This is a genomic window from Acidimicrobiales bacterium, assembly GCA_036378675.1.
Classification (GTDB): domain Bacteria; phylum Actinomycetota; class Acidimicrobiia; order Acidimicrobiales; family Palsa-688; genus DASUWA01.
Genome location: DASUWA010000026.1, coordinates 1 through 26,129 on the forward strand (window position 1 = coordinate 1; position 26,129 = coordinate 26,129).

25 protein-coding genes are annotated in these 26,129 nt (G+C 65.8%); 11 read left to right on the forward strand and 14 right to left on the reverse strand.

What is annotated here, in order from left to right:
- Nucleotides 1-2,374 (reverse strand): Ig-like domain-containing protein (locus VFZ97_09585; protein ID HEX6393682.1); only part of this gene is annotated, 2,374 nt, incomplete at its 3' end.
- Nucleotides 2,375-2,571: 197 nt separating this feature from the next.
- On the opposite strand from VFZ97_09585, the gene VFZ97_09590 reads away from it, so the two are divergent.
- The 4 genes from VFZ97_09590 (at nt 2,572) to VFZ97_09605 (ending at nt 6,135) form a co-directional block, all read left to right on the forward strand.
- Complete coding sequence (locus VFZ97_09590) at nt 2,572-3,777, forward strand: MFS transporter (GenBank protein HEX6393683.1); 1,206 nt, start codon at nt 2,572-2,574, stop codon at nt 3,775-3,777.
- A gap of 91 nt (nt 3,778-3,868) precedes the next feature.
- Nucleotides 3,869-4,453, forward strand: coding sequence for an RNA polymerase sigma factor (locus tag VFZ97_09595; GenBank protein HEX6393684.1), 585 nt, complete (start codon nt 3,869-3,871; stop codon nt 4,451-4,453).
- Nucleotides 4,450-5,277, forward strand: a complete 828-nt coding sequence (locus VFZ97_09600) for a hypothetical protein (GenBank protein HEX6393685.1) — start codon at nt 4,450-4,452, stop codon at nt 5,275-5,277. Before VFZ97_09595 ends, VFZ97_09600 begins: the two co-directional genes overlap by 4 nt.
- Nucleotides 5,278-5,337: 60 nt before the next feature.
- Nucleotides 5,338-6,135 (forward strand): SIMPL domain-containing protein, encoded by a 798-nt coding sequence (locus tag VFZ97_09605; protein ID HEX6393686.1) that lies wholly within the window; start codon nt 5,338-5,340, stop codon nt 6,133-6,135.
- A gap of 15 nt (nt 6,136-6,150) precedes the next feature.
- Here VFZ97_09605 and VFZ97_09610 read toward each other — a convergent pair whose 3' ends face one another.
- Nucleotides 6,151-7,725: an N-acetylmuramoyl-L-alanine amidase gene (locus tag VFZ97_09610; protein ID HEX6393687.1), complete on the reverse strand. Its 1,575-nt coding sequence runs from the start codon at nt 7,723-7,725 to the stop codon at nt 6,151-6,153.
- Nucleotides 7,726-7,836: 111 nt separating this feature from the next.
- Between VFZ97_09610 and VFZ97_09615 the strand changes: the two genes are divergently transcribed.
- Entirely contained in the window at nt 7,837-8,673 is an 837-nt protein-coding gene (locus VFZ97_09615; GenBank protein ID HEX6393688.1) for a uroporphyrinogen-III synthase, read from the forward strand.
- Here the strand turns inward: VFZ97_09615 and VFZ97_09620 are convergent.
- Nucleotides 8,666-9,475, reverse strand: coding sequence for an adenylate/guanylate cyclase domain-containing protein (locus tag VFZ97_09620; protein ID HEX6393689.1), 810 nt, complete (start codon nt 9,473-9,475; stop codon nt 8,666-8,668). The genes VFZ97_09615 and VFZ97_09620 overlap by 8 nt on opposite strands.
- Before the next feature lie 44 nt (nt 9,476-9,519).
- Nucleotides 9,520-10,779 (reverse strand): acyl-CoA dehydrogenase family protein, encoded by a 1,260-nt coding sequence (locus VFZ97_09625; GenBank protein ID HEX6393690.1) that lies wholly within the window; start codon nt 10,777-10,779, stop codon nt 9,520-9,522.
- A 75-nt stretch (nt 10,780-10,854) separates the two neighbouring features.
- Here VFZ97_09625 and VFZ97_09630 point away from each other — a divergent pair, with 75 nt between their 5' ends.
- Both VFZ97_09630 and VFZ97_09635 read left to right on the forward strand, forming a co-directional pair.
- The gene (locus tag VFZ97_09630) at nt 10,855-12,573 is read left to right on the forward strand and encodes a cystathionine beta-synthase (protein ID HEX6393691.1); all 1,719 of its coding nucleotides are present in this window, start codon (nt 10,855-10,857) and stop codon (nt 12,571-12,573) included.
- A gap of 34 nt (nt 12,574-12,607) precedes the next feature.
- Complete coding sequence (locus VFZ97_09635) at nt 12,608-13,780, forward strand: cystathionine gamma-synthase (GenBank protein HEX6393692.1); 1,173 nt, start codon at nt 12,608-12,610, stop codon at nt 13,778-13,780.
- Nucleotides 13,781-13,810: 30 nt separating this feature from the next.
- Here VFZ97_09635 and serA read toward each other — a convergent pair whose 3' ends face one another.
- Nucleotides 13,811-15,028, reverse strand: coding sequence for a phosphoglycerate dehydrogenase (serA, locus tag VFZ97_09640; protein HEX6393693.1), 1,218 nt, complete (start codon nt 15,026-15,028; stop codon nt 13,811-13,813).
- Nucleotides 15,029-15,040: 12 nt separating this feature from the next.
- Nucleotides 15,041-15,424 carry a DUF4232 domain-containing protein gene (locus VFZ97_09645; GenBank protein HEX6393694.1) on the reverse strand — a complete coding sequence of 128 codons (384 nt, stop codon included), beginning with the start codon at nt 15,422-15,424 and terminating at the stop codon, nt 15,041-15,043.
- 4 nt (nt 15,425-15,428) lie between these two features.
- Between VFZ97_09645 and VFZ97_09650 the strand changes: the two genes are divergently transcribed.
- Nucleotides 15,429-15,677 carry a hypothetical protein gene (locus tag VFZ97_09650; protein ID HEX6393695.1) on the forward strand — a complete coding sequence of 83 codons (249 nt, stop codon included), beginning with the start codon at nt 15,429-15,431 and terminating at the stop codon, nt 15,675-15,677.
- Nucleotides 15,678-15,687: 10 nt separating this feature from the next.
- Here the strand turns inward: VFZ97_09650 and VFZ97_09655 are convergent, their stop codons facing one another.
- The gene (locus VFZ97_09655; protein ID HEX6393696.1) at nt 15,688-16,134 is read right to left on the reverse strand and encodes a Fur family transcriptional regulator; all 447 of its coding nucleotides are present in this window, start codon (nt 16,132-16,134) and stop codon (nt 15,688-15,690) included.
- A 48-nt stretch (nt 16,135-16,182) separates the two neighbouring features.
- Here VFZ97_09655 and VFZ97_09660 point away from each other — a divergent pair, with 48 nt between their 5' ends.
- Both VFZ97_09660 and VFZ97_09665 read left to right on the forward strand, forming a co-directional pair.
- Nucleotides 16,183-17,331 carry a HoxN/HupN/NixA family nickel/cobalt transporter gene (locus VFZ97_09660; GenBank protein HEX6393697.1) on the forward strand — a complete coding sequence of 383 codons (1,149 nt, stop codon included), beginning with the start codon at nt 16,183-16,185 and terminating at the stop codon, nt 17,329-17,331.
- Between the two features lie 52 nt (nt 17,332-17,383).
- A complete protein-coding gene (locus tag VFZ97_09665; GenBank protein HEX6393698.1) occupies nt 17,384-17,797 on the forward strand; it encodes a cyclic nucleotide-binding domain-containing protein in 414 nt (137 codons plus the stop codon).
- A 113-nt stretch (nt 17,798-17,910) separates the two neighbouring features.
- On the opposite strand, the gene argJ is transcribed toward VFZ97_09665, so the two are convergent.
- The 5 genes from argJ to purL form a co-directional block, all read right to left on the reverse strand.
- A complete protein-coding gene (gene argJ, locus VFZ97_09670; GenBank protein HEX6393699.1) occupies nt 17,911-19,119 on the reverse strand; it encodes a bifunctional glutamate N-acetyltransferase/amino-acid acetyltransferase ArgJ in 1,209 nt (402 codons plus the stop codon).
- Between the two features lie 218 nt (nt 19,120-19,337).
- The gene (locus VFZ97_09675; protein ID HEX6393700.1) at nt 19,338-19,535 is read right to left on the reverse strand and encodes a BldC family transcriptional regulator; all 198 of its coding nucleotides are present in this window, start codon (nt 19,533-19,535) and stop codon (nt 19,338-19,340) included.
- Nucleotides 19,536-19,660: 125 nt separating this feature from the next.
- Nucleotides 19,661-20,761, reverse strand: a complete 1,101-nt coding sequence (purM, locus tag VFZ97_09680) for a phosphoribosylformylglycinamidine cyclo-ligase (protein ID HEX6393701.1) — start codon at nt 20,759-20,761, stop codon at nt 19,661-19,663.
- The gene (gene purF / locus VFZ97_09685; GenBank protein HEX6393702.1) at nt 20,754-22,238 is read right to left on the reverse strand and encodes an amidophosphoribosyltransferase; all 1,485 of its coding nucleotides are present in this window, start codon (nt 22,236-22,238) and stop codon (nt 20,754-20,756) included. The genes purM and purF overlap by 8 nt, the downstream gene beginning before the upstream one ends.
- A gap of 91 nt (nt 22,239-22,329) precedes the next feature.
- Nucleotides 22,330-24,597 (reverse strand): phosphoribosylformylglycinamidine synthase subunit PurL, encoded by a 2,268-nt coding sequence (gene purL, locus VFZ97_09690; protein ID HEX6393703.1) that lies wholly within the window; start codon nt 24,595-24,597, stop codon nt 22,330-22,332.
- A 170-nt stretch (nt 24,598-24,767) separates the two neighbouring features.
- Between purL and VFZ97_09695 the strand changes: the two genes are divergently transcribed.
- On the forward strand, nt 24,768-25,157 hold the full coding sequence (locus tag VFZ97_09695) for a hypothetical protein (protein HEX6393704.1): 390 nt from the start codon (nt 24,768-24,770) through the stop codon (nt 25,155-25,157).
- A gap of 12 nt (nt 25,158-25,169) precedes the next feature.
- Here VFZ97_09695 and purQ read toward each other — a convergent pair whose 3' ends face one another.
- Complete coding sequence (purQ, locus tag VFZ97_09700) at nt 25,170-25,865, reverse strand: phosphoribosylformylglycinamidine synthase subunit PurQ (protein ID HEX6393705.1); 696 nt, start codon at nt 25,863-25,865, stop codon at nt 25,170-25,172.
- Nucleotides 25,862-26,128, reverse strand: a complete 267-nt coding sequence (purS, locus tag VFZ97_09705; GenBank protein HEX6393706.1) for a phosphoribosylformylglycinamidine synthase subunit PurS — start codon at nt 26,126-26,128, stop codon at nt 25,862-25,864. The genes purQ and purS overlap by 4 nt, the downstream gene beginning before the upstream one ends.
- Nucleotide 26,129 lies beyond the last annotated feature (1 nt).

Sequence of the window (26,129 nt, forward strand, 5' to 3'; positions counted from 1 at the left end):
AGTTGAAGATCCCACCATCGGACGCCACCAGCCAGTAGCCACGGCCGTCGGGCGTGGCAGCCATGCCCACCACCGGGCTGTTGAGGTGCGACCCACCATGCGATCCGAAGAACCCGGCATCTCCGTAGTTGAAGATCCCACCATCGGACGCCACCAGCCAGTAGCCACGGCCGTCGGGCGTGGCAGCCATGCCCACCACCGGGCTGTTGAGGTGCGACCCGCCGTGCGATCCGAAGTATCCCGCTCCAGGGCCGAAGTTGAACACCCCGCCGTCGGCCCCAACGATCCAGTACCCGTGAGCCTGAACTAGTTGGTTCTGTGCGGATGCGCTTCCCACGAAGTTGGTGTCACCGGAGTAGGTCGCAGAGATCGAGTGGTTACCGACTGACAAGTTGCCGACGGAGCAGGTCGCGGTGCCGTCGGCCCCAAGAGGTTGTGCGGCACAACCGGCGATCGGCGCCTGGTTGTCGGCAAAGGCGACGCTCCCTGTCGGACTTGTCGGCACCGGCGAGTTCGGCGTGACCGTGGCAGTGAAGGTCTGCCCCGCCGCCGCTGCCGAAACCGTCGAAGTCAAGCTGGTCGTGGTCGGTGCCTGGTCGACAGTCTGGGACGCTCCGGCAGCTGAAGTGGACTGGCTGTAGCTGCCGTCCCCCGAATAAGTGGCCGTGATCGTGTGCTTGCCGGCCCCCAGGGCATTGGTGGCGCAGCTCGCAGTGGCGTTCTTTCCGCTCGGAGACACCGGCACGTTCGAGCAAATCGCTGTGCCGCCGTCAGCGAACGTGACCGTCCCGGTAGGCGCTGATCCGCTCGACGGGGTGACTGTGGCGGTGAAGCTCACCGACTGCCCGTAGGTGGAGGGGCTCGGCCCGTTACCCGCGATCGTCGTGGTGCTTGGAATGGTGTTCACGTTCTCCGAGAGGGCGCCCGACGGCGAGGACGGCGCGTAGTTGCTGTCTCCGTTGTAAATGGCCGTGATCGAGTGCATGCCTTTGGATCCGTAGGTGACGGTACAGGTGGCGGTCGTTCCCGCTGGGCCCGTGGAGACCGTGCGGGCGTTTGCTCCCGAACATGACGGGATGGCAGACCCGTTGTCCGAGAAGCTCATCGTGCCAGACGGGTTGGCCGTGCCAGCCGAAGGCGTTACGGCAGCCGAATAGGTCACGGGCTGGCCGACTGCTCCGGGATTCGAGTTGGACGTAGGAGTGGACACGGTTGTCGAGGCGGGATGAACCACATATCCGTTGGTGTTGGACGAACCCGAAGAGGTGGAGTAGTTGCCGTCTCCGCTGTAAGTGGCAGTGACCGTCTCGCCGGCAACGCCCGCGGTACCCGGAAGGTCCTTGGTGTTGCAAGTCGCCGTGAAGGGCGGCGCAGGCGGGGTTCCTATTCCGGTCAAGGTCGGGGCGTTGGCCCCGGAGCAGTCAGGCAGGTTCGAGCCCCCTGCCGCAAAGCCCACCGTGCCGGTTGGGCCGGAAACTCCAGCGTTGGTCGGAGTGACCGTCGCGGTGATGGTGACCTGCTGGGTGTAGTTGGAGGTGCTGGCCGGCGGGGAGACCGACGTGGTTGTGCCGGCCTTATTCACCGTCTGCGCAACACCAGGGGACAGTGACGAGGCGTAGTTGCCGTCACTGTTGTAGAAGGCAGTTACCGAGTCGGTCGCCCTGGGCAGGTCATGGGTCGTGCAGGTCGACGTGTAGGGGCTGCTGTGAGCAACCGGAACATTTACGCAGTCCGCCAGATGATTTCCGTTCGCGTTGAAGTTCGCCGAGCCGCCGAGCGGGAGCACGTTGGTAGACGGTTGATAAGCGGCAGGTGGCTGGGGGGTGATGGTCGCGGTGAAAGCCGCCGCCTGCCCATAATTGGTCGCGCTTGCCGGTGAGCTAGTAATGGCGATGGTCGTCGGCTGTGGGTTGACCTGCTGTGCGACGCTGCCATTGCCCCCGGCGTAAGTTGGGTCGCCAGAATAGGTGGCAGATACAGTGTCGGGCCCAGCTAGGAGCGCTGTATCAGGGATGCATGACGCTGTTCCGGTGTTGAGATTGACGGAGCCGGCGCCTCCGCAGGTCACCTGAAATACCGTGCTGCCGTTGTACCCATTGGTGTAGCTGAACGTCACGGTCCCGGTAGGGGTGGCGCCGGAACCAGTCACGCTCACCGTGAAGGTGATCTGGTCGCCGTAGACGGGCGGATTATTCGGGTCACTTTTGCTCGAAGTGATATTGACCGTGCTCGGGGTCGTACCGACTGCTGCTGACGCCGGCGTAACCGGCAGCATCGCCGCGAACCCGCCTCCTGCACCGGCAATGAGGCCGACCGCTACCAAAACTCGAGTCGCTAAGCGACGCGAGCGAGAAAGACCGCCCATCTTGAGCATGCCCCCTAACCCTTCCTGTATGTATTTATTTCGTGATGCTGGGTTAAGAGAGGCCGGGTTAGATATTGATACACACCGTTTCCAAAAAGATCTGGGGTCGTTTTGGCTGGCACCGGTTCCCGATCGGTCGGCTGACCAAGCCTGCTGGGCGCCCACTCCCAGCGCATTCAGCGACGATCCTTGGCTAACGTCCCCTCGTGGCGCTGGGGATGAAAGACGGCGGGAGCCGGTGGGGCCCGGTCATCGGCCTCGCGCTGGTCGCATCGGCCAACCAGATGCTCTGGCTCAACTTCACCCCTATCACGACCGGGACGGCGACCTCCTTGGGGGTGTCGAAGTCGGCCATCGGGTGGCTGTCAGAGATCTTTCCGTTGCTGTACGTCTTGTTCGCCATACCGGTCGGCAGGGCGCTGGATAGGTGGTTCCGACCGGCCCTGCTGGCCGGGGGAGGAGTGACCGCGATCGGCGCTCTGGTTCGCACGGTGGACCACCGTTACGCCGTCATCTTGGCGGGCCAGATGCTCATCGCCCTGGGTCAGCCCGCCATCCTGAATGCGATAACCGGGACGGCTTCGAGGTATCTCGCCACCGATGACCGTCCACTCGGAATCGCAGTCGGATCCGCCGGGACGTTCGTCGGTTTCGTCGCAGCGTTCCTGCTGGGCCTCGGTTTTGGAGCCTCGGGGCTCGGCCGGATCCTGAATATCAGCGCCGCCTACTCGGTCGTCGCGTTCGTCGTGCTCGGGGTCACGCTCTACGGTCCGGTTCGGGAGATCGCGCCGCGGAGCGACCTCGAAGTGTCCTCACGGGCGTTGCGAGAACTGTGGGACGACAAGGTCCTGAGAACGCTCGCGGGGCTGGTGTTCGTCGGATTCGGGGCGTTCATCGCCTTCTCCACCTGGGCGGAGACCCTGTTGAAGCCGGCCGGAGTTTCGTCGAGGACAACGGACACGCTTCTTACGATCATGGTCGTCGCAGGGGTCGCCGGTTGTGCTGTCATACCTCCGCTGGTTGCAACCAAGGGACTTCAAGCCGCCGTTTTGCTCGCATCCGCCGGGACCGCAGTCTTCTCGTGCCTTCTTCTCGCGATAACCCCAGGAGTGGCGGCGGGCGCAGTGGCGCTGCCCTTGCTGGGTCTTCTTCTGCTTCCGGACCTGCCCATAATCCTCGAGCTCGCGGAGCGCCGGGCAGGCCCCTCGGCCGGGGCGGTCACGGCAATCCTCTGGATGGCAGGAAACGCAGGCGGCATCGTCGTCGCCCTGGTCGTTCAGGGCCTGCAGAGTCAACCTGCGTGGGCGTTCGTGGCGATTGCTGCGACCGGTGCTCTCGCGATCCCGTTGGCCATGGCGCTCGGGAGGCAGCTTCGCGGCGAATCACGGGCCGTCCCCAGACCCGTTAGTTGAGCGGGGGCGGGAACCGGGGGCGGCCTACCCTGCGTCTAAATCGGTATATGCCTCGCGCTTCGCGCCGACACAAGTTCCCTTCATTAGCCTTTTGCCCATCGAAACGGGGGAGGAAAGAGTCGCCGACGACCCGGCGGTTGAGACTTCCCACACGGTCGCGGCCGCCCAAGGCGGTGATCGTTCCGCCCTGGAGTCGCTCCTGCGCGATCACTACGACAAGGTCTTCGCGGTGTGTCATCGGCTGGTCGGAAACGACGCTGACGCTGCCGACGCCGCACAGGAAGCAATGATCTCGGTGGTCCGAGGACTGGATCGCTTCGATGGCCGCTCGAGCTTCTCGACCTGGGCCTACAGGATCGCTTACAACGCATCCGTCGATCTCTTGCGCCGGCGCTCCCGCCGGGCCGCATCCTCCATCGATGAACCCGGGCAGCCGTTCGACCATCCAACGATGGATTCGGTCGGTTCGGTAGACGACAAGCTGGATATCAGCCTGGCGCTTCAGGGTCTCCCCGTTGACTTTCGCGGTCCGGTCGTCCTGCGTGACCTGTGCGGGCTCGACTACGCCGAGATCGGCGAGGTGCTGAAGCTTCCCCCGGGAACCGTACGGTCAAGGATCGCCCGGGGTCGGGGAATGCTCGCGGATTCGATCAAGCCGGCGAGGAGCGAGAAGTGAGCCGCCAGGCCGACCACCTGGACGACGAGCGTCTCTCCGATCTGATCGACGGAGCCGGCTCCGACACCGACCGGGCTCACGTCGCCCACTGCGACAGCTGCAGGGCCCGGTGGGACGCTTGGAAGGAAGTCAGCCGAGCTGTATCGACAAGGCCACAAGCCTCAGCTGAACAGCGGGAAGCCGCCATTCAGGCGGCTCTGTCGGGGGCCGAAACTCACGGTACCGAGAGGACTGGGGCGTCGGTAGTCGACCTCGCCCTGCGGCGAAAGCGGCACCGCGTTCGTGTTATCAGCCGAGCCGCAGCCGCCGCTGCGGCAGTGGCACTGATCTCGGGGGTTTCCGCCGCGTTGGTCTCCGGAGGCGGAGGAAACACGAGCCAACATGCCAGCACGGCAGCGCCGGCGTCCAGACTCCCTCCCGCCCGATCCGGTGGTCCGGCCGCCTCGCCCCTCGGGTTAGCACCGCCGGCCGCGACAGCACCTCTCATTGCTCTCGGCTCCGTCAACAGCGCGGCCCAGCTGGTGAACGCCCTCAAGGCCACAACTGGTTCTGCGACGTCTGGCAGCGCCGCCGGCGGCGGCGTCGCTGCTGGTGGCAGCGCCGCTGGATCCTCGTCCCCCGCCCCAGCCTCCGCGGTCAGCCCGACCCCCGGTGAGACAGCATGCACACCTCCGCCGAGCCTTGACGGAACTTTCGACGAGGAAGCGACTCTGGTCTGGAAGGGAACGCCGGCCGTTGCCTTCGTCTTCTTGAGTCCGAACGGACATCGTGCAGTAGTGGAATCCGACTCACGCTGCAAGGTGCTCGCGACAGTCCCCTACTGAACTTCTGAAAATTTTCGGTAGCCCGGGAACTGCAGGACGCGGATATTCCGTCGAATGGGCATGAACCAAACTCGAACCGTCACAGCTCTATTGGCGTTCGGTGCCGCGTGCCTGGGGATCACTGCGTGCGGCGGACCGACCCATAACTCAGGATCCGGCCGGCAACCCGCGACGCCTAACCAAGTGGTACTCGCTGCTACCCACGACTCGGCCGTCAGCTCGCCGGGGTCGGCCGGCACGATCACGACCGTCGGCACGGGGACCGTGACCGGCGCGCCCGACACCTTGACGATCGGTATCGGCGTCTCAACTACCGCACCCCACGCCGCGAGCGCTCTTTCTCAGAACAACGACATCGCAGGCAAGGTACAACAAGCTCTTGCGCACGACGGCGTCGCCGCGAAAGACATCCAGACCACTGGCCTGTCGCTCGGACAGGCCTACCCGGAAAGCGACGGCTACCAGGCGTCCGACGAGGTCACCGCGACGATCCACGACATCAGCAAGGCGGGAACGATCATCGACGACGCGCTCGCGCCTGCGGGAGACGCCGGGCGCTTGGAGATGGTGAACTTCTCGTTGTCGAGCAGCGATCCGTACATGGCGTCCGCACGGCAGTCGGCGGTGGCTTCCGCGAAGGTGGAGGCCGAGCAGCTCGCCGCGGCGGCGGGAGCCCACCTCGGCGCTCTGATCTCGATCACCGACCAGCAGTCACCTACCTACCCGCAAACGTACGGGGTCGCACTCGGCACTGCATCGGGAGGGCGGCCAGGGGCGGCGATGCCGGCTGTTCCCCTGCAAGCCGGGTCGCAGCAGGTCACCGTGAGCGTCACGACTGTCTGGGCCATCGCTCCCTGAGGTCAGCGAGCCTGACTAGGCGAAGCCAATCAAGAACCGGGAGAGACCTTCGGCCAGTGCGGCGGCGGCGCCCTGCCGCCAGTTGGGGCTCGCAACGTTGGCCGAGTCCGTCGGGTTGCTCATATTGGCGCACTCGATGAAGGCCTTCGGAACCGTGGTCAGGTTCAAGGCGGCAAGATCGTTACGGGGCTCGAGACCGCCGACACCGTAGTAGTCGCTGACCGGTTCGTTCCCGACCGCTTCGAACAGGTCACGCACTTCGCCGGCGAGGTGGGCTGACGCATTGGTGACGGCGTTGTTCGGCCCATCGGCGACGGGCTCGAGAATTGTGAAGCCGCGTCCAGAGACGGGGCCGCCGTCGGCGTGGATGTCCAACGAGGCGTCAGCCCGGGCCGCGTTGATGATCGCCGCGCGCTGGTTCACGCAGGGTCCGACGCCGTTGTTGTCGCTTCTTGTGAGAACCACCGTGGCTCCAAGGGCGCGCAGAACCTGGGAGAGGCGAACCGCCACATCGAAGTTGAACGATGCCTCGGTATAGCCGGCACCGGTTTCGGTGCCCGCGGTGTCGCACGGTTCGTACTGACGCCCGTTCCACACCGGCTGATTGATGATCCCCGGGTTGGCGCCGTTCGCCCCGTTGTGACCGGGGTCCAACCCTACGATCTGGCCGACCAGAGAGAAGCCGGTCGCGGCAACCGGCGGAGTGCCCATGTCGGGGGCGTTACCGAAAGCGCTGAGCTGTCCATTGCCCAGAGCTATCCAGTAGCCGTTGTTATCGGGTCCGGCAACCATTCCGATCACTGGCGCCGGTACGCTCGTCGCTCCGTCCGACCCGAAATAGGCGGCGTCCCCGAAGGTGAAGATGCCACCATCGCGCGCGACCAGCCAATAGCCACGCCCGTCCGGGGTGGGAGCCATGCCGACTACCGGCTGGTTCAACCTCATCGACCCGGTCGAACCGAAGAACCCTGCGTCGCCAAACGTGAACACGCCACCATCGCGCGCGACCAGCCAGTAGCCACCCCCGTCCGGGGTAGGAGCCATGCCGACCACCGGCTGGTTCAACCTCATCGACCCGGTCGCACCGAAGAACCCTGCGTCGCCAAACGTGAACACGCCGCCGTCACGGGCTACGAACCAGTAGCCCTTCCCCGAAGGCGTGCTCGCGATTTGGAGTGCCTGACCGTTCAGGTGTGTGCCGCCCATCGAGCCGAAGTAGCCCGCGTCACCGAAGGTGAACACACCCCCGTCCCCACCGAGCAGCCAGTAGCCGGCGCCCGATGGGGTCCGCGCCATCCCGACCAACGGTGCCGCGAGTTGCAACGCGGACAAGTCTCCGAAGGACTGGGCGTCGCCCTCGGGGGTGACCGTTCCCGTGGTGCTGGCCACCCAGAAACCACCCCATGTCCTCGACGCGACAACCGCAACAGGTGCGGATCCGCCCGAATAAGCGGCGAGGGCGGTAGGCCAGGTCGGAGCCGTCGCCGGGCTGTGGTGCTCGCTCCGATCGACTGATAGAGCAAACAATGCGGTTCCACATAGGGAGATGACAGCCAACGACGCGATCGACCTCGACCGTCGATCAAACATTGCCATCCGACCCTCCCCTTCACACCCGAGGAGCAACAGCGACAAAGGCTACACACGTGCGGCGCGCGACGTTGGCTGGACCGATCGCTGCCGCGACTGGGAGGATGGAGCGTGGCGAGCAACGACGTCCTGAACGGGTTCACGATCGGCATCACCGCCGACCGCCGGTCCGAAGACCAGGCGGTCCTGTTCCGTCGCCTCGGCGCGAACGTCATCCACGGCGCGACGATGCGCACGGTTCCGCTCGCCGACGAGCCCGCTCTCCGCCAGGTCTCCCTCGATTTGATCGCCGAACCTCCCGTCTACCTCATCGCGAACACGGGGCTCGGAATCCGGACCTGGTTCGCCGCCGCGCAGAAGTGGGGCATCGAGGAGCAACTTCTGCAATCCCTGGCCAGTGCCACGATCCTGGCCAGGGGACCCAAGGCGTCCGGGGCCCTGACGTCAGCCAAGCTAAAGGTTGACTGGCGGTCGCCCACCGAACAGCTCTCCGAAGTCGCTGCGTACCTGACCGAACGGGGCGTTGCCGGACGGCGGGTGGCGTTTCAGCCGCACGGCGATGACCGGGACCCGATCACGGCGACGCTCGAAGCGGCGGGAGCCAAGGTGGTGATAGTCCCCGTGTACCGCTGGAAGCTCCCAACAGAATCAGAGGCTGGACCCGCCCGCCAGCTGATCGAGCTGTGCTGCGAAGGCAAGGTCGATGCCGTCACCTTCACAGCCGGACCGCAAGTGCGGCAGATGATGGAACTGGCCGAGGCAGACGGAAAGGGGCCAGACCTATTGGAGGCGTTCAACCGACGCGTTCCCATTGCGGCCTGCATCGGACCGGTCTGCGCCGGAGTCGCCCAGGAGGAAGGAATCGAGGAGCCCATATATCCCGAAAGCTGGCGACTCGGATCGTTGGTAAAGCTGGTGACGGCAACGCTCACCGAGCGGGCTAACTGATTTTCGGTTCCAACTCCATAGTCACCACTCTTTCTGCGATCCCTTTGAAGCGCCTCGCCCGCGGCTTGCCCCTTATTTGGACCCCCCGGGTGGGTCCCGCAGCATCGATCGCTTCCTGGGTCGCCACCACACTTCCGCCGCGAGCCGTCTCCGCCACCCGCGCGGCGACGTTCACCGCATGACCGATCACGTCGTCGCTCGAGACGATCGCCTCCCCAACGTGGACGCCGGCGCGCAACCGCAACGGAGCGGGCGCGGTCCCGATGAGTCGCACCGCCGCCCGGAGACCGCCTTGCGGACTGCTGAAGGTGCACAAGAGCCCGTCGCCTATCCGTTTGACGATCCGGCCTCCCTCCTGGCGAATAACGGGTCCGGCAACGCGGTGGTGCTCCTTCAGAAGCTCGAGGGCCGCCGCGTCTCCGAACTCAGCGGTGTAGGACGTGAAGCCCTCCAAGTCGGTGAACACGACGGCCAGGGATTCCGCACGTCCGGACGGCGGCGCCAGCCGGCCCGCGAGGAGCTGGGCCGCCCCGAGCCCGAGCGACGAAAATCGTGACGGCCTCTGCTCGACTGCCCGCTCCCAGAATCGTTCGAGCACTTCGTAGGGACCGGATGTCGTGATCGGTACCTTTCCCGGATTGTCCAGCCAGGTGCGATCTACCAGTCCGAGCTCGAGGGCGACACCGGCCGCCTCGGGATCACGCCGTATCAGCGACGCCGCCTGGCGCGCAAGCTTCCGCCGTAATGACTCGAGAGTCGCCGCGCCGACTTCGCGCGCCGACTCGCTCATGTCTGGGTCCACCGGACCAACCCTACCGGTGCGGGATTCTCCCTCCCCAGGCAGATTTAGCCCTGGTCGGCTTGCAGCTCCCGCCAGGTCTTTCCCGCCACGGCGGCCGCCGGCTCTTTGGGTAACCCGAGCACCATCTCCCCGATGATGTTGCGCTGGATCTGGGACGACCCGGCGTAGATGCTTCCCGCGCGGCTCATCAGGAAAGCCGTGACCCACGAAGCGCTGTCGTTCGGTGCACCCACATCATCCGCCTGGAAACCCGTTGACATCCGCCCAGTCGGAGCAAGGGCAGCCGCGCCGAGAATGTCAACGCCGAGTTCGGTGACGATCTTGTGGTACTCCGACCAGAAGAGCTTGAACGCTGACTCTGCCGGTCCGGGATGGTTGCCGGCGAGGAACTTGGTCAAGGTCCGCATGCCCAGGAACCGCATGATCTCGACCCTTGAGTAGCACCACGCCAGCCGCTGGCGTATCAGCGGGTCGCTCGACGCTCCAGTGACTCTGGCGAGTTCGATGAGCCGGTCGATCTCCGCCTTGAACATGATCGGAAAAGTCGCGGCGGCCTCCCCTCGCTCGTAGCCGAGAAGGGTCATCGCGACGGCCCAGCCGTTGTTGACTCCGCCGACGACGTTGTCCTTGCCGGTCCGCGCGTCGGTGAAGAACGTCTCGTTGAACTCCGATAGGCCGGTCATCATCTTGATCGGCCTTATCTCGACGCCGGGCTGATCCATGGGCACCAGAAGAAAGCTGATGCCCTTGTGCTTCGGGGCGTCCGGTTCGGTCCGGGCGAGCACGAAGATCCAGTTGGCGAGGTGGGCAGCCGAAGTCCAGATCTTCTGTCCGTTGATGACCCACTCGTCCCCGTCCAGCACGGCTCGAGTGCCGAGGCTTCCGAGATCAGACCCGGCGCCGGGCTCCGAGTAGCCCTGGCACCAGACGTCTTCGCCCGAGAGGATTCGGGGCAGGTACCAGCGCTTCTGCTCCTCGGTTCCCCACTGAAGCAGGGTGTTGCCGACCATCTGGATGCTGAAGGTGTCGTTCGTACCGCCGGTTGGTACCCCTGCCCGGTAGAACTCCTCGGCAACCACGACCTGTTCGAGCGGCGACAGCCCGCCGCCGCCATATTCCTTCGGCCACGAAGCGGCCAGCAGACCGTTCTCGTACAGCGTTTTGCGCCAGTCGTTCGTAAACGACCGCACCTCGTCGTGATCCAGCGCTCCGATTCCGCTCCACCCCGACGGTAGGTGGTCGGCCAGAAACACCCTGATCTTGTCTCGGTATGCCTCGGCCTCAGCGGGATAGGTCGGGTCCACAGTGACGACGCTACCGCCGCAAGGCCCGCGGGCGCCCGCCGGCGCAGGCTGCTGTTAGTTTTCCAGCCAGCGCTTATGGATGTCCTCGTAGTCGTTGACGACGCCCCCGTACCGGAACGGATCGGTGTGAAGGCACGCCGAAGGGTGGACGTCCCTCACGGCGATCTTTCCTCCTCGACGGTCGCCGATTTGAGAGCCCACATACCTCGCGCGGTTGGAGTCATCGGAATGGACACCGACGAAGGGTTGTCCCACGCGGTCGGTGTCGCCGGGCAGCTCCACCGAGCCGGGCTTCCTGTGATCCTCTACACCGACCGTCCGGTGGACATGGCGGCAGGGATAGAGGTCGACTGGATCCACGACCCGGGGCCTCGCATCGACGCGGTGGATTCGCTCCTCGACCTCGTTGGCAACACCCCGCTCGTCCGGCTTGACCGAATCGCGCGCGACATCAGCGCGCAGGTGCTGGCCAAACTCGAGTTCCTCAACCCCGGCGGCAGCGTCAAGGACCGGCCGGCGATGACGATGGTCGCCGCCGCCGAGCGTGAGGGTCTATTGACGAGGGGCGGCACGATCGTCGAGCCGACGTCCGGCAACACCGGAGTGGGTTTGGCACTGGTCGCCGCCCGGCGCGGATACCGCTGTATTTTTACGATGCCGGACAAGATCGCCAGCGAGAAGGTTGCACTTCTCCGCGCCTACGGAGCCGAGGTGGTTGTCTGCCCGACGGCGGTCGCACCTGAACACCCCGACTCCTACTACTCGGTGGCTCGAAGGCTCACCGACTCGACGCCGGGCGCGTTCATGCCCAATCAGTACGCCAACCCGCAGAACCCGGAGGCTCACTACCTGACCACCGGCCCTGAGATCTGGCGCCAGACCGCCGGGCGGGTCACCCACGTGGTAGTGAGCATCGGTACCGGCGGGACGATCAGCGGAGTGGGTCGGTACCTGAAGGAACGCAACCCCGACATACAGATCGTCGGCGCCGACCCCGAGGGATCGGTCTACTCGGGTGGGCAGGGGCGACCGTACCTCGTTGAAGGAATCGGTGAGGATTTTTGGCCCGACACCTACGACCGGCGCATCGCCGACCGGGTCGTGATGGTGTCGGACCGGGACAGCTTCCTGAGCGCCCGCCGGCTGACGCGCGAGGAAGGGATCCTCGCGGGCGGGTCGTGCGGGACGGCGGTGTGGGCAGCGCTCGAGGTCGGTCGTGAGCTCGGTCCCGAAGCGGTCATCGTTGTGATCCTCCCCGACTCCGGGCGGGGTTATCTCTCCAAGGTGTACGACGACGGTTGGATGGCGGACCACGGTTTCCTCCGGGCCGGCGCGTCGGGCGGGGACACGGTGGAAGATCTCTTGGCCGCCAAGGTTCACGGACTTGCCAGCAACGGCGGCCCGTCGATCCCGCCGCTGGTGCACGTCCACCCCAACGAAACCGTCCGCGCAGCAGTGTCGATCCTTCGTGAGTACAACGTCTCTCAGATGCCGGTAGTCAAAGCGGAGCCTCCGCTGTCGCTTGCGGAGGTGGTCGGCACGGTGAGTGATCGGGAGCTGCTCGCGAAGATCCTTGCCGATTCTTCGGCTCTCGACGCCACGGTCGATTCGGTCATGGGGCCCCCGCTGCCGATGATCGGATCCGGCGAGCCGATCGACGTCGCGTCGGCGCGCCTGGCGGAGTCGGCGGCGGTGCTCGTGCTCGATGCGGGGCATCCGACCGGAATACTCACCCGCAGCGATCTGCTCGACTTCTTCTCCGGACCGGGCCGGACTCGTGGGTCCAGCCAATGAGCAAGCGCGACGCGCAACATGAAGGACTGATCGTTTGAGCTCCCGCGGCGGCGACGGTCTCGGATTCGAAACCCGCGCGATCCACGCCGGCCAGGAACCCGATCCGGTGACCGGAGCGGTTGTGCCGCCCGTGTCGTTTTCGACGACCTTCGCTCAGGAGGCGGTGGGAAAGCATCGGGGCTTCGAGTACGCCCGCAGCGCGAACCCCACCCGGGCCGCCCTCGAAACCTGCATCGCCTCGCTCGAGGGAGGAGATCACGGGCTGGCGTTCTCGAGCGGCCTCGCCGCGGAGGACTGCGTCCTTCGGCTGTTGAAACCAGGCGATCACCTGGTGATGCCCAATGACGCGTACGGCGGTACCTACCGGCTGGTCAGCCGGGTCTGGTCGCCTCTCGGGATCACTTATACGCCGGCGAATCTTTCCGATCTGGGCGCCCTCGCGGCTTCCTGGCGGCCCGAGACTCGGATGGTCTGGGTCGAGACCCCTTCCAACCCCCTGCTGTCGATCGTCGACATCTGGGCGGTGGCGGCTTGGGCGCACGACCGTGACGCGTTGCTCGTGGTGGACAACACGTTCGCCACCCCGTACCTCCAGCAGCCTCTCGCGCTCGGAGCAGACATCGTGGTCCACTCGGCCACTAAATATCTCGGCGGCCATAGCGACGTGGTCGGGGGGCTACTGGTCACCAACGACGCTCGGCTTGCGGAGCAGCTGGCGTTCTTCCAGAACGCGGCCGGCGGTGTACCTGGCCCGCTGGACTGCTACCTCGTGCTGCGCGGAACCAAGACCCTTCCTGTTCGGATGGACCGCCACTGCTCCAATGCCTCCGCGATCGCGTCCCACTTGGAGCATCACCCGGCGGTGGAGAGTGTCCTCTACCCCGGCTTGCCTACTCATGCGGGCTACGAAGTCGCGGCGCGCCAGATGAAGGGCTTCGGGGGGATGATCTCGTTCGTGCTCGCAGGGGGCGAGCCCGCAGCTCTCGAGGTCGCCCGATCCACGGAGATCTTCACCCTCGCCGAGTCCCTCGGCGCGGTCGAATCGCTGATCGAGCATCCTCACCGGATGACTCACGCGTCGGCGGCAGGCTCGCCTCTTGAAGTGCACCCTGGCCTCATCCGCCTCTCGGTTGGGATCGAGACGATCGACGACCTGATCGCCGACCTCGACGCGGCATTGAAGCAGGCTGCCACTGCCTCGCGCTGATCCCGGCAGAACCGGGCCCACGCGCCCGGCTTACAGAACCCTGATTCGGATGGTCTCGTCCATGTGGGCGAGCCGGGTGAGCATGTCCTCGGTGAAGTCGCCGGCTATGTCGGTGATGACGTAACCAATGTCGCCTCGGGTGCCGAGCGACTGACCTTCGATGTTGATGCGGTGGTCCGCGAAGATCGCGTTGATGGCCGCCAAGACCCCAGGCGTGTTGCGGTGAATGTGCACCAGGCCGTGCGTCCCGCCTCGTTCCGCCAGATCGACGTTCGGCAAATTCACCGACAGTGAGGTGCTGCCACGTCGCGCGTACGCGACCAGCTTGTTGGCGACGAAATGGCCGATGTCCTCCTGCGCCTCCTCGGTGCTTCCGCCGATGTGAGGAGTAAGGATCACGTTCGGCAACCCCTGCAATCGGGACGTGAAGTTGGTGTCGTCGCCGGACGGCTCCTCGAAGAAGACATCAACCGCCGCACCAGCCAGTCGGCCTGACAGGATCTCCTCGCGCAACGCGCCGTGATCGACGACGAACCCGCGACTCAGGTTCAAGAACATTGCGCCGTCACGCATGGCAGCGAACTCGGACGCTCCGAACATGCCGCGGTTGCTCGGGTTGCCGTCGACATGCAGGCTGACAACATCGGCCCATCCGAGGAGCTCCTCGAGGCTGCCGCAACGTCGCGCGTTGCCTAGAGCGAGGCGGTCGGCTGTGTCGTAGAAGGCCACCGACATTCCCAGCCCTTCAGCGAGGACGGAGAGCTGTGAGCCGATGTTGCCGTAGCCGACGATCCCGAGTTTGCGTCCCCTGACCTCGTGTGCTCCGGAAGCGGACTTCGACCAGATGCCCGCGTGCATGTCGCGGTTCTTGTCGGTCAGGCGGCGCGTCAGGGCGACTATCTCTGCTATCACCAGCTCGACCACGCTCCGAGTGTTGGAGAACGGCGCGTTAAAAACCGCGATCCCACGCCTGGTCGCCGAAGGGACGTCGATCTGGTTGGTTCCGATGCAGAAGGCGCCGATGGCCAGCAGGCCCTTCGACTTGTCGAGCACCGCCTCGCTGATCTGGGTGCGAGAGCGGATGCCCAGAACGTCTATCTCGCCGATCCGGTCGGCTAGCTGGCTTTCGTCGAACGCGCCCTTGGACACCTCCACTTCGAAGCCGGCTTCGGTCATGATCTCTGCCGCGCCGGGGTGGACGTTCTCCAGAAGAAGCGCTCGGCGGCGGGGGGGTCGCGCGTCGGGCATGCTCAAACGATTCTACGCCCCAGCCTGCAACGGACGGAGGTCGATGGTGCCTCGTTCACATACCGGCTGGCCGGGGCCTTGAGCGACGAAGAAGCGGGTGTCGTTCGGCGGGGTGATTTCGGTGCTCTGCGCAGTCGGTTGGCAGGTTGCGCCAGTCGAGTCCCCTTGGCCGGGGATGTCCGGGCTGAACTGCGTAATCGCGGACGCCGACTGGCCGGGAGCGAGGACTATGGTCGCCACCGAGCCGGGTTGGCGCACCACATTCGTTGGCGCGGGCGTTCCGTTGGCGTCCAGCAGCTGCATCCCCACGTAGCCGAACGTACGGCACGCGACGTGCGAGGAGTTGGTCAGCACGACCTTTGCCTCGATGTGCCCGGCCGACGCCGAACCGGGCACGACGGTGAAGCTGCCCTTCAAGTTCTCGACCGTGCAGAGCGCCACGCCGGGCGAACTGGTGGACGCTGCGCTGCTCGAAGGTGTCGAGCCGGTCGAGCCCGACGAGGTTGAGGCGGACGTGGGGATACTCGACGAGGTGGGGACCGTCGTGCTCCGTGCCCTTGCCGGCGAGCTGCTGCTGCATGAAGCAAGCACGCCGACTGCGGGACACAGCACAACCGCGATTGCCGCACGGGAGAAACGCATGGTTTGAAACTACCCGGCTACTTGTCGCGGCAGGCTTCGCACAACCCGAGCACGGAGAAGTGGAAGGGTCGGATCTCGAACCCGAAACGCGACTTCGCTTCCCTCGCCAAACCGGCGAAGATCCGCTTGTCCGCCTCGAAGGACGCCCCGCACCGCTCGCAAACGAGGTGACCGTGCGCTTCGGCGGTCAACTGGTACGTCGCCGGTCCGTGCCCGAGGTGTGAGTGCACGACCAGCCCGATTCGCTCGAGCTCGTCGAGGTTTCGGTACACGGTGGAGATGTGCACGTCGGGGGCCCGGGCTTGGACCTCCTCGGCGAGCTCCTCCGCGCTCCGGTGGGTCCCGCTCACCAGGGCCTCAAGAACAGCCCTCCTGCTCGAGGTCATCCGGTAGCCGAGTGAACGCAGGCGGGCGACGAGCACCTCGACCGCGTCGTTCGGTTCCTGCGGCGTGCTAGCTGCCACGAACAAAAGGCTATTGCAACCTGGTCGCAAATAGGTAGGTTTGTGTCGGTGTCAGTCGACCTGACCGAGCGAGAGCTAAGCCGCCTGGAGCGGTTGGCCGGGCGGATGACTCCGGTGGAATGGCGCCGGACCGCCGCAATGGTTGGATTCATCGTGTTCTTGCACGTGGCGGGGTTCGTGCTGCTATTCCTGGCTGTCCGGCATCACTTCCGCCTGGATAATGTCCGGACCTTCGGTATAGGGACCGGGCTGCTCGCCTACACCCTCGGAATGCGGCATGCGTTCGACGCGGACCATATCTCGGCGATCGACAGCACGACCCGGAAGTTGATGTCGGAGGGACAAAGACCTCTGTCGGTGGGCTTCTGGTTCTCGCTCGGTCATTCGAGCGTGGTGTTCATTCTCGCTGCGGCGCTCAACTTCGGGGTCCGGGCCCTCAACGTGCAGGTCCGCAATCCGGGATCGGGGCTCCACCGCTACACGGGCGTCATCGGGACGCTCGTCTCGGGTGGCTTCCTGTACCTGATCGCGGCGCTCAATCTGGTGATCCTGGTGTCGATAGTGAAGATCTTCTTCGCACTGCGGCGCGGCGAGTTCGACGGAGACGAATTGGAACGGCAGCTCAACGCCCGTGGTCTTCTCAACCGGTTCTTCGGGCCGCTCGCCCGGAGGATTGATGCAGCCTGGAAGATGTACCCGCTGGGTTTCCTGTTCGGCTTGGGGTTCGACACTGCCACGGAGATCGCTCTCCTGGTGATGGCGGGCACGTCCGTCGCGGCGGGACTTCCGTTCTGGGCGATCCTGAGCCTTCCCATCCTCTTCGCGGCCGGGATGTCGCTGCTCGACACCGCGGACGGCTCGTTCATGAACTTCGCGTACGGTTGGGCGTTCTCCAACCCGGTGCGCAAGGTGTACTACAACATCATCATCACCGCGCTGTCCGTTGGCGTGGCCTTCGTGATCGGCACCATCGAGCTGCTTTCGGTGCTTCAGTCCCAGTTCAACCTGTCCGGGGGACTTTGGGATTGGTCGTCCAGGTTCGACATCAACAAGGCGGGCTACTTCATCGTGGGGATGTTCGTGGTCACGTGGGTGATCGCCGTCGTGTTGTGGAGAATCGGCCGGGTCGAGGACCGGTGGAGCGACACCGCCGCTCGCATCGATGACCTGGCCGAGATCGACGCGACCAATGTTTGACCGATCGGCCACGGCCGAGCGCGCGCCTTGCCGAGGGCGTATCCTCTAATTCATGACGGTGGCACGAGAAGCAGTGGCGTCTGTCCCGCTGTTCGCAAGCCTCTCGAAGCGCGAGCTGAAAGAGTTGGCGAGCACCATGCACGAGTACAACTTTCCGGCGGGCAAGGAGCTGATGACGGAAGGCGAGGAGGGGATCGGGTTCTTCCTGATCGCTGACGGCGAGGCGCTCGTCACGCTGAGGGGGTCCGAGAAACGGACGCTTCACGCCGGCGACTGGTTCGGCGAGATGGCTCTGATCGACGGGGGAACCCGTACGGCCAGCGTCAAGGCGATCACGGACATGCGGTGCTTCAGCCTGACCAGCTGGGAGTTCCGGCCGCTGGTTCACCAGCATCCGGCGATCGCCTGGGCGGTCATGGAGACCCTGGTGAAGCGGGTCCGCGACGCCGAGGCGAACGCTACCTAGCCGAAGGGCCCCCCGCCGGGTGCATTAACACGGCCAGGCGTGGGGCAGGGGCCCCCACGCACCTCCAGAGGCAGGGGCCAAGTGGGTGTCATAGGGGCCCCCCGCCGGGCCAATTACGTCGTGTAGTCGGCGTTGATCCGCACGTACTCAGCGGAGAGATCGCAGCCGTAGACGGTGGCTTCGGCTTCGCCGGTGTTGAGTTCGATCTCGATCTCGACGTGGTCGGCGGACATGATCTGGGCGAGCCGGTCGAGGCCGGCGACATCAGGCCTGCGCGGGTAGGTCTCCATTCCGCCGAATCGGATCACCACCCCTTCGGGGTCGATGTCGGTCTCGTCCTGGCATTTGCCTATCGCCATCACGACTCTGCCCCAGTTGGGGTCTGCGCCGTGGACCGCGGTCTTCACGAGCGGTGAGTTGACTACAGCCTTGGCGACCCGCCTCGCCTGACGGGCCTCCCTCGCCGCCCGAACGGTAACGGTGAGCAGCTTCGTCGCGCCCTCGCCGTCCCTCGCCAGCTGAAGCGTCAGGTCGAGGCAGACTTCCCGCAGGGCGACGCCGAGAGCAGCCTCGTGGACCGGCCCCGCAGCACCGTTGGCGAACACGATCGCGGTGTCGGACGTCGAGGTGTCGGTGTCGACGCTCAGGCAGTTGAACGACTCGTCGACCGCGCGCCTCCACATGCCGTCGAGCAGCGCAGCGTCGACTTCTGCGTCCGTGAAAACGAAGGCGAGCATCGTGGCCATGTCGGGCTCGATCATCCCGACCCCTTTGGCCACTCCGACGACGCGTGCCGCCCCGGCCGGTTGCTCGGTGACCTTGGGGATCGTGTCGGTTGTCATGATCGCCCGGGCGACCCTGTAGGCGTCCGCGTCGAATACGGAGGTCGCCAAGCCGGCCAGGTGGGCGCGCAGGGCAGGCATGGGATAGGGGCGACCGATCACCCCGGTGCTGGCGACGAGGACTTCGTCGGGTTCGAGCCCCCTCGCTTCCGCGACCAGCCGGGTGATCTCCTCCGCGTCCCGTGCTCCGTCCGGTCCGGTGGCAACGTTCGCGTTCTTCGCCACGACCACGACTCCCCGGGCGTGGCCGGAGAGCGCCCTCTTCCGGCTCAGCGCGACGCTCGGCCCGGAGAACAAGCTCCTGGTGAAGACGGCAGCGGACGCGCATGGCCGGTCCGACACGATGACGCTGACGTCGTCTCCTTCACCCGGGTCCCGCAAACCGGCATACCCGGTGTGCGCAACGAACCCGGTCGGCAGCCGGAGCAGCCGTTCAGGTCCCAGGCGGGCGGGGCGATCCCCCTGCACGTCGACGTCCACCTCCAAATCATCGCACGTGCGTCGCTCCGCCCCCTTGAGATAAGCAGGGGGTGACCCAACCTCGTCTGCCCGCGGTTGGGCTCACCCCCAAGCTTCCCCCTGCCCCTTCTGCCCCTGCAAAATGCCCCCTGCCCCCACACTTGGTGGTCGTTCGGTGGCGATGAATCTCTCGGCCCGGCGGCGGCGCGAGTCTACCGGCGGTGACCGAAAGTCAAGCTCTAGAAGTCAGCGCGCTCCATCTCTTCGAGGCAGCGGCGGATCTCCGAAGCCCGGAAGCGGCGGTGCCCGCCGAGGGTCCGGATAGCGGTGATCTTGCCTGCCCGCGCCCAGCGCGTGACGGTCTTTGGGTTTACACGGAACAGCGCCGCCACCTCAGCTGGGGTGAGAAGCGCATCTGCGTGGGTATCGTCGGCCATCTCTACGGGTTCCTTCCAAGTGTGCCTTTCGCACACAAGGTACGAGAAGACCCGATCTCGCACCATGACCCGACCGGGTCAATTTTTTGGTCAAAACGGACTAGTCAGCCGTACCGGACAGGCGCCTATTTGATCTCCACCCGGCCGGTCCCGGCGATCAGGTGACCGACGACCCGGGGCTCGAGGTCCGGGGCCGTAAGGGCTGCTAGCGCTGAGTCGGCGTCTCCGGGTGATACCGCTATGACCATGCCGAGCCCGAGGTTGAAGACCCGGGCCATCTCCTCCTCGCCAACACCCCCCGCGAGCCGGATCTCGTCGAAGATACGCGGCGTCTCCCAAGCGTCCGTATCGAACACCGCGTCGAGCCCGGGGCTCATCACCCGCGGGACGTTCCCCGGCAGCCCGCCACCGGTGATGTGCGCGATCGCGTGAACTCGAACCCGCTCCAACAGCCGGAGCACCGCCGGCGTGTATATGACCGACGGGCGCAGCAGCTCGTCGGCGAGCGTCCATGTATCTGACCCTGCCCATGCCGGTCCGGCAAGCGATCGCCCGGCGCGCTCAAGAAGCGCCTTGCGGGCCAGGGAGTAGCCGTTCGAGCGCAGGCCGGGCGAAGGCAGCCCGATCAGCACGTCGCCGTCGGCCGTGCGTGAAGGACCGTCGACGATCTGGTCCCGGTCCACTATTCCGACCGCGAACCCGGCGACGTCGATCTCGCCCGGCTCGAGGAGCCCGGGATGCTCGGCGAGCTCGCCGCCGACGATCGCACACCCGGCCTGTCGGCATCCCTCCGCGATGCCACTCATCACTTCTCGGACCTGGTTCGGATCGATCCGGCCGAGGAGTTGGTAGTCCAGGAAGAAAAGGGGTCGGGCTCCGCAGCAGACCAGGTCGTCGACGACCATCGCGACCAGGTCGACACCGACTGTGTCGTAGCGCCCGGTCGCGGTCGCGATCGCCATCTTGGTTCCGATCCCGTCGGTGCTGGAGACGAGCACGGGACGCCTGTAACCGCGGGGAACCTCGAAGAGCCCGCCGAAGCCCCCGATCCCGCCGATCACGCCGGGAACATCGGCGGTTGAGTTCACCAGCCCTCTGATGGCCTCGACCGCTTCGTCCGCGGCGTCGATGTCCACGCCCGAGGCTGCGTAGGTCAGTCCGGGTCGTCCGGTTGTGTCGGGTCCGGCTTCCGCAGGCGTGGGCGGGCGGCCGGCCAGTTCACCCAACGTGCAGTCCGACCGGTGCCTCGCGAGAACCGCTGCGTTCGCTGACCAGCGGTACCGGAACGTCTTTCGGGTAGTCACCGGTGAGGCAGGCGTCGCAGAACCCGGCGTCGGGCGCGCCGGTCGCCTTTTTCAATCGGTCGAGGCTGAGGTACGCCAGGCTGTCCGCGCCGAGGTACTCGCAGATCTCCTGCTCGTCCATCCTCGCTGCGATCAGCTCCGCCCGGGTGCCGGTGTCGAGTCCGTAGTAGCAGGGCCAGCGGTACGGCGGGGATGAGATGCGGAGGTGGACCTCCTTGGCGCCCGCCTCACGCAGCATCTTGACCATCGCCCGCGTCGTGGTGCCGCGGACGATCGAGTCGTCGACGACGATCAGGCGTTGTCCGGCGATCGCCCCGCGCAGCGGGTTGAGCTTCCGGCGGACTCCCTGAGCGCGCTGGGCCTGGTCGGGGACGATGAACGTCCGGCCGATGTAGCGGTTCTTGACCAGCCCGTGGCCGTAGCGGATTCCGCTCCGCTTGGCGTAGCCCTCGGCGGCCGGCAGCCCCGAGTCGGGCACTCCCATGACCATGTCGGCGTCCACCGGCGCCTGCTCCGCCAGCATCTCGCCCATCCGGGTCCGGGCGCCGTGGAGCTCCTGGCCGTACAGCTGGCTATCCGGCCGGGCCAGGTACACGAACTCGAAGAGGCAGAGCTTGGCCTCGGCCAATCCCGGCCACAGCTGGTGGGAGACGGGGCCGTCGGGGGTGATCACGACCATCTCGCCGGGATCTACCTCTCTGACGAACTCGGCGCCGGTCACGTCGAGTGCGGGCGTTTCCGAGGCGAGGATCCACCCGCCTTCGGGGAGCCTGCCGATGCAGAGGGGCCGGAAGCCGCGAGGATCGCGGACCCCGATGAGCTGCCGGTGATCGAGGAGCACGAGGGAAAACGCACCCTGCAGTGTCGGCAGCACCTGGCTGAGGGCGGCGACGAGGTCGTCTGCCGGATGAGCGTCGAGGTGTTGCACCAGCAGCTCGGCGATCACGTCGCTGTCACTCGTGACCGTCCCGGGCAGCATGCCGACCTGCTCGGCAAGGGCATTGGTGTTGGTGAGATTCCCGTTGTGCCCGAGCGCGAACGCCAGGGCACTCTGCCGCTCGGAGTTCGGCGAGGTGATCCTGTAGACGGGTTGAGCGTTGTGCCAGCTCGACGCCCCTGTGGTGGAGTAGCGGGTGTGGCCGATGGCGAGATGCCCCTCGAGGCCGGCCAGCTTGTACTCGTTGAACACGTTGGTCACCAGGCCCATGTCCTTGACGACCATCATCTCCTCGCCGTCGCTGACCGCCATGCCGGCGGACTCCTGCCCGCGATGCTGCAAGGCGTACAGGCCGTCGAAGGTCATGTGGGCGACCTGCGTGCCGGGAGCGCACACGCCGAACACGCCGCACGCTTCCCGCGGCGAATCATGAGTCACTGCTAGGGGGTCTTGCCCGGGCACTTGATTCATTCTCTCACGTACTGGCCGGGTTGCGGCGATCCGGGCAGGTGCCCCTTCCTGCTTTGCCGCCGGGGCAGTGCGGAGCGGGCCGTTATCCGACCGGCTCTATCGCCGGGCCACCGGCCAAAGCGGCCGGGAGCTCCCCGGCCCAGCGCGCCGATATGTCCTGCAGGCTCACGTCAACCAGGCCCTCCACGACGAGCCGCTCTCCGTGTGCATCCCCGAGAACAGTTGCGGCCAGGCCGGCCTGGTTGGCCCGTTCGGTCAGAGCCGGAACGTCCAATGGATCGACGCAGAAGAGCACCCTGGACGGCCCTTCACCGAACAGCTCGACGTGGTCGGCGACACCCGCGACGGTGAACCCGACATTCCCGCGAATTGCCATCTCCGCGAGCGCCGCCCCGAGACCTCCGTCCGACACGTCGTGCACGCCGTGGACATCCAGATCGGGCCGAGACACCCCGGACACGATCTCCGAGACGAGATCGGAGACCAACTCGATGAGCCGCCCGTGCAGGGCGAGGTCGAGGGCGGGCAGAGTCCCGCCGCGGTGATGCCTCAAGTTGACCGCCCATCTGGATCCGGCGAGCGACGCCGCTCGCCCGCCGACAAGGACGATCTTGCCGCCCGGCACCAGCCGAGCACCGCACGGCGGGCACTCGAGATGATCGACAAGACCGAGCGTGCCGACGACCGGGGTGGGGTCGATGTCGCGGCCGCGGCTCTCGTTGTACAGGCTCACGTTTCCGCCGATCACTGGGAGCGACAGCGCGCGACACGCGTCCGACATGCCGTCGATCGCCTCCGACAGCTGCCACATCACCTGCGGGTGTTCAGGGTTCCCGAAGTTGAGACAGTTGACGACCGCAACGGGAGTGGCACCGACGCACGCAACGTTCAGCGCAGACTCCGCAACGACCAAAGCCGTGCCGGCGCGCGGGTCGATGGCGCACCAACGGGAGTTTCCGTCGGTCGAGAGGGCGATGCCGCGGCGCCAACCGGCGGGCGCGGGGACACCCGGTCCGGAGAGCCGCAGCAGGGCTGCGTCGCCGCCGGGGGGGACGACGGTGTTCAGGAACAACTGATGGTCGTACTGGCGGTACACCCAGGACCGGTCGCCGGTCTCGGCGACGAGTTCGAGGAGGTCGATACCGCAATCCGCCGGCGCCGGGAGTGTGCCCGGGTCGTCCGACTGCCTGGTATCCAGGTCGGCGGGGCGTTCGATCGGCCTGTCATAGCAGGGAGCGTCTTCGTGAAGCGACGACGCTGGAATGTCGGCGAGCACCTCCCCTTGCCAGCCGTCGAGGATCCGTAGCCGGCCTGTGGACGTGACCTTGCCGACCACGGCCGCGTTGACTTCCCACCGGTGGCACACGTCCAGCACCCGGTCGAGAGAGCCGGGAGTCACGATCGCGAGCATCCGTTCCTGGCTCTCGCTGGTCATGATCTCCCACGGCTCCATGCCGGGTTCTCTCAACCGGACCGCGGTGACGTCGACGTCCATGCCCACTCCCCCGCGGGAAGCGGTCTCGCTGGTCGCGCACGTCAACCCGGCGCCGCCGAGGTCCTGAATCCCGACCACGAGCGACTCGTCGAGCAGCTGCAGGCACGCCTCGATGAGCCGCTTCTCCTCGAAGGGATCACCCACTTGGACATTGGGGCGCTTGGCCTGCTCGGCCTCCCCGTCATCGCTGAATCCGGCAGAAGCGAGAACGCTCACGCCGCCGATGCCGTCGCGGCCGGTCGAGCTCCCGAGGAGGACGGCGAGATTGCCGTCTCCGCTCGCCCGGCCGAGCACCAGACGGTCGACCGGCAGAACCCCGCAGCAAAGGACATTTACCAGTGGGTTATCCGCAAAACAGTCGTCAAAATCGACTTCACCGCCTACGGTCGGAACACCGACGGAGTTGCCATATCCGGATATTCCCGAGATAACGCCCGTGGCAATCCAACGAGAACGGGGGTCTTGCGGATTCCCGAAGCGCAGAGGATCCATGAGGGCGATAGGGCGCGCACCCATGGTGAAGATATCCCGAAGAATGCCGCCAACCCCGGTGGCGGCGCCCTGATAAGGCTCGATCGCCGAGGGATGATTATGGCTCTCAATTCGGAGTGCAACGGCTAGGCCGCCGCCGGCGTCGACGACTCCCGCGTTCTCGCCGGGACCTACAAGAACCCTTGCCCCTTCGGTCGGCAACCGTTTCAGGTGGAGCCGGCTCGACTTGTACGAGCAGTGCTCGCTCCACATGACCGAATACATGGCCAATTCTAAATGGTTGGGTTCCCTTCCGAGGATCCGCTCGATCTCCCCCGCTTCGTCATCTGTAAGCCCTAGAGCGCGGTGGATGTGTGGATCCATAGCCACCGAGACTAGTGGGTCCTAACACGTTCGCGATTCGATGGAAATTGGCCCATTCGATTCGAGAAGATTGGGTTTTGATCTTGTGCGCTCTTCACCGAAAATGTTAAAAACACTGAGATATGCCAGCTAAATCGACCCCCCGCAGACCACGGGCAACCAAGTCAGCAATGTCCGATGAGCACAAGCACGCTCTGGCCGTCGGACGGGAAGAGAGTCGGGCAGTACGCCGCTACCTGGAGGCGTTAGAAGCTCACAAGCCGAAGCGTGGACGCAAGCGGACCACTGAAAGCATCCAGTCCCGATTGCGCCAAATCGACGACCGTGTCGCCGGCGCGGATCCGCTCACTCGGGTTCATCTCGTGCAGGAGCGCCTCAACCTGGAAACCGAATTGGCCACCAAGGAGGAAGCGGTCGATTTGAAGGCTCTCGAGGAGGGATTCGTTGAGGCGGCGAAGAGCTACGGAGAGCGAAAGGGCATCACCTACGCGGCTTGGCGCGCCGCCGGAGTCGACGCCAACGTGCTGAGGAAGGCGGGGATCCCTCGCACCCGCGGCTGACAGCGGCATCGGTCAGGTCGAGGCGGCAGCGTCCGCGAGCCGTGCGCCGGCGGATGTGAGCAACGCACCCAGAAGCACCCGGCCGTCGGTCGAACCGAGCAACGGGTCGGACGCCCGCTCCGGATGCGGCATCAACCCGACCACGTTTCCTGCCTCATTGCTGACGCCGGCGATGTCGTCCACCGAGCCGTTCGGGTTGTCGGTGTAACGCAGAACGATGCGCTCGTCTGCGCGGAGCTGGCCAAGCGTGCGCGAATCGCACGTGTAGTTGCCCTCGAAGTGATTGATCGGTACTTGCAACCGGGTACCGACCTGCACGCCCGCCGTCAGGACCGATCGCGCGCTGGCGACCTCGAGTTCGACGGTACGGCAGAGAAACGTGAGGCCCCGGTTCTTCTGGAGCGCACCGGGCAGCAGGTGCGCCTCGGTGAGAACCTGGAAACCGTTGCAAATGCCAACGAGGGGTCCTCCTTCCGCGGCGAAAGCCTCCACCGCGGCCATGATCGGGGAGAACCTCGCGATGGCGCCGGGCCGGAGGTAGTCGCCATGGGCGAAACCTCCCGGGAGGATCACCGCGTCCACGTGCGCCAACGAGCGGTCGCCGTGCCAGACGATTTCCGCGTCAGCCCGGAGAGAGGTGACCGCTTCGACCACGTCGTGTTCGCAATTGGAGCCCGGGAACAAAACGACGCCGACACGAACGCTCAACGAGCGACCTCCGCGGCGACCAGGGTTACCTCCGCATCCTCGATCACCGGGTTGCTGAGCAACCGCCGGCACAGGTCGTCGACCTCGCGCCGGGCGGCGGTCTCGTCGGGTGCTTCGATCGTGAAGCGAAACGCCTTTCCGGCTCTCACACCCGAGATCCCATCGAACCCGAGCGCGGGCAGCGCGCGCTCGATGGTTGCGCCCTGCGGATCGGCAATGCCTGGGCGGAGGGAAACCTCCACCATCGCCGAGTAGAGACTCACG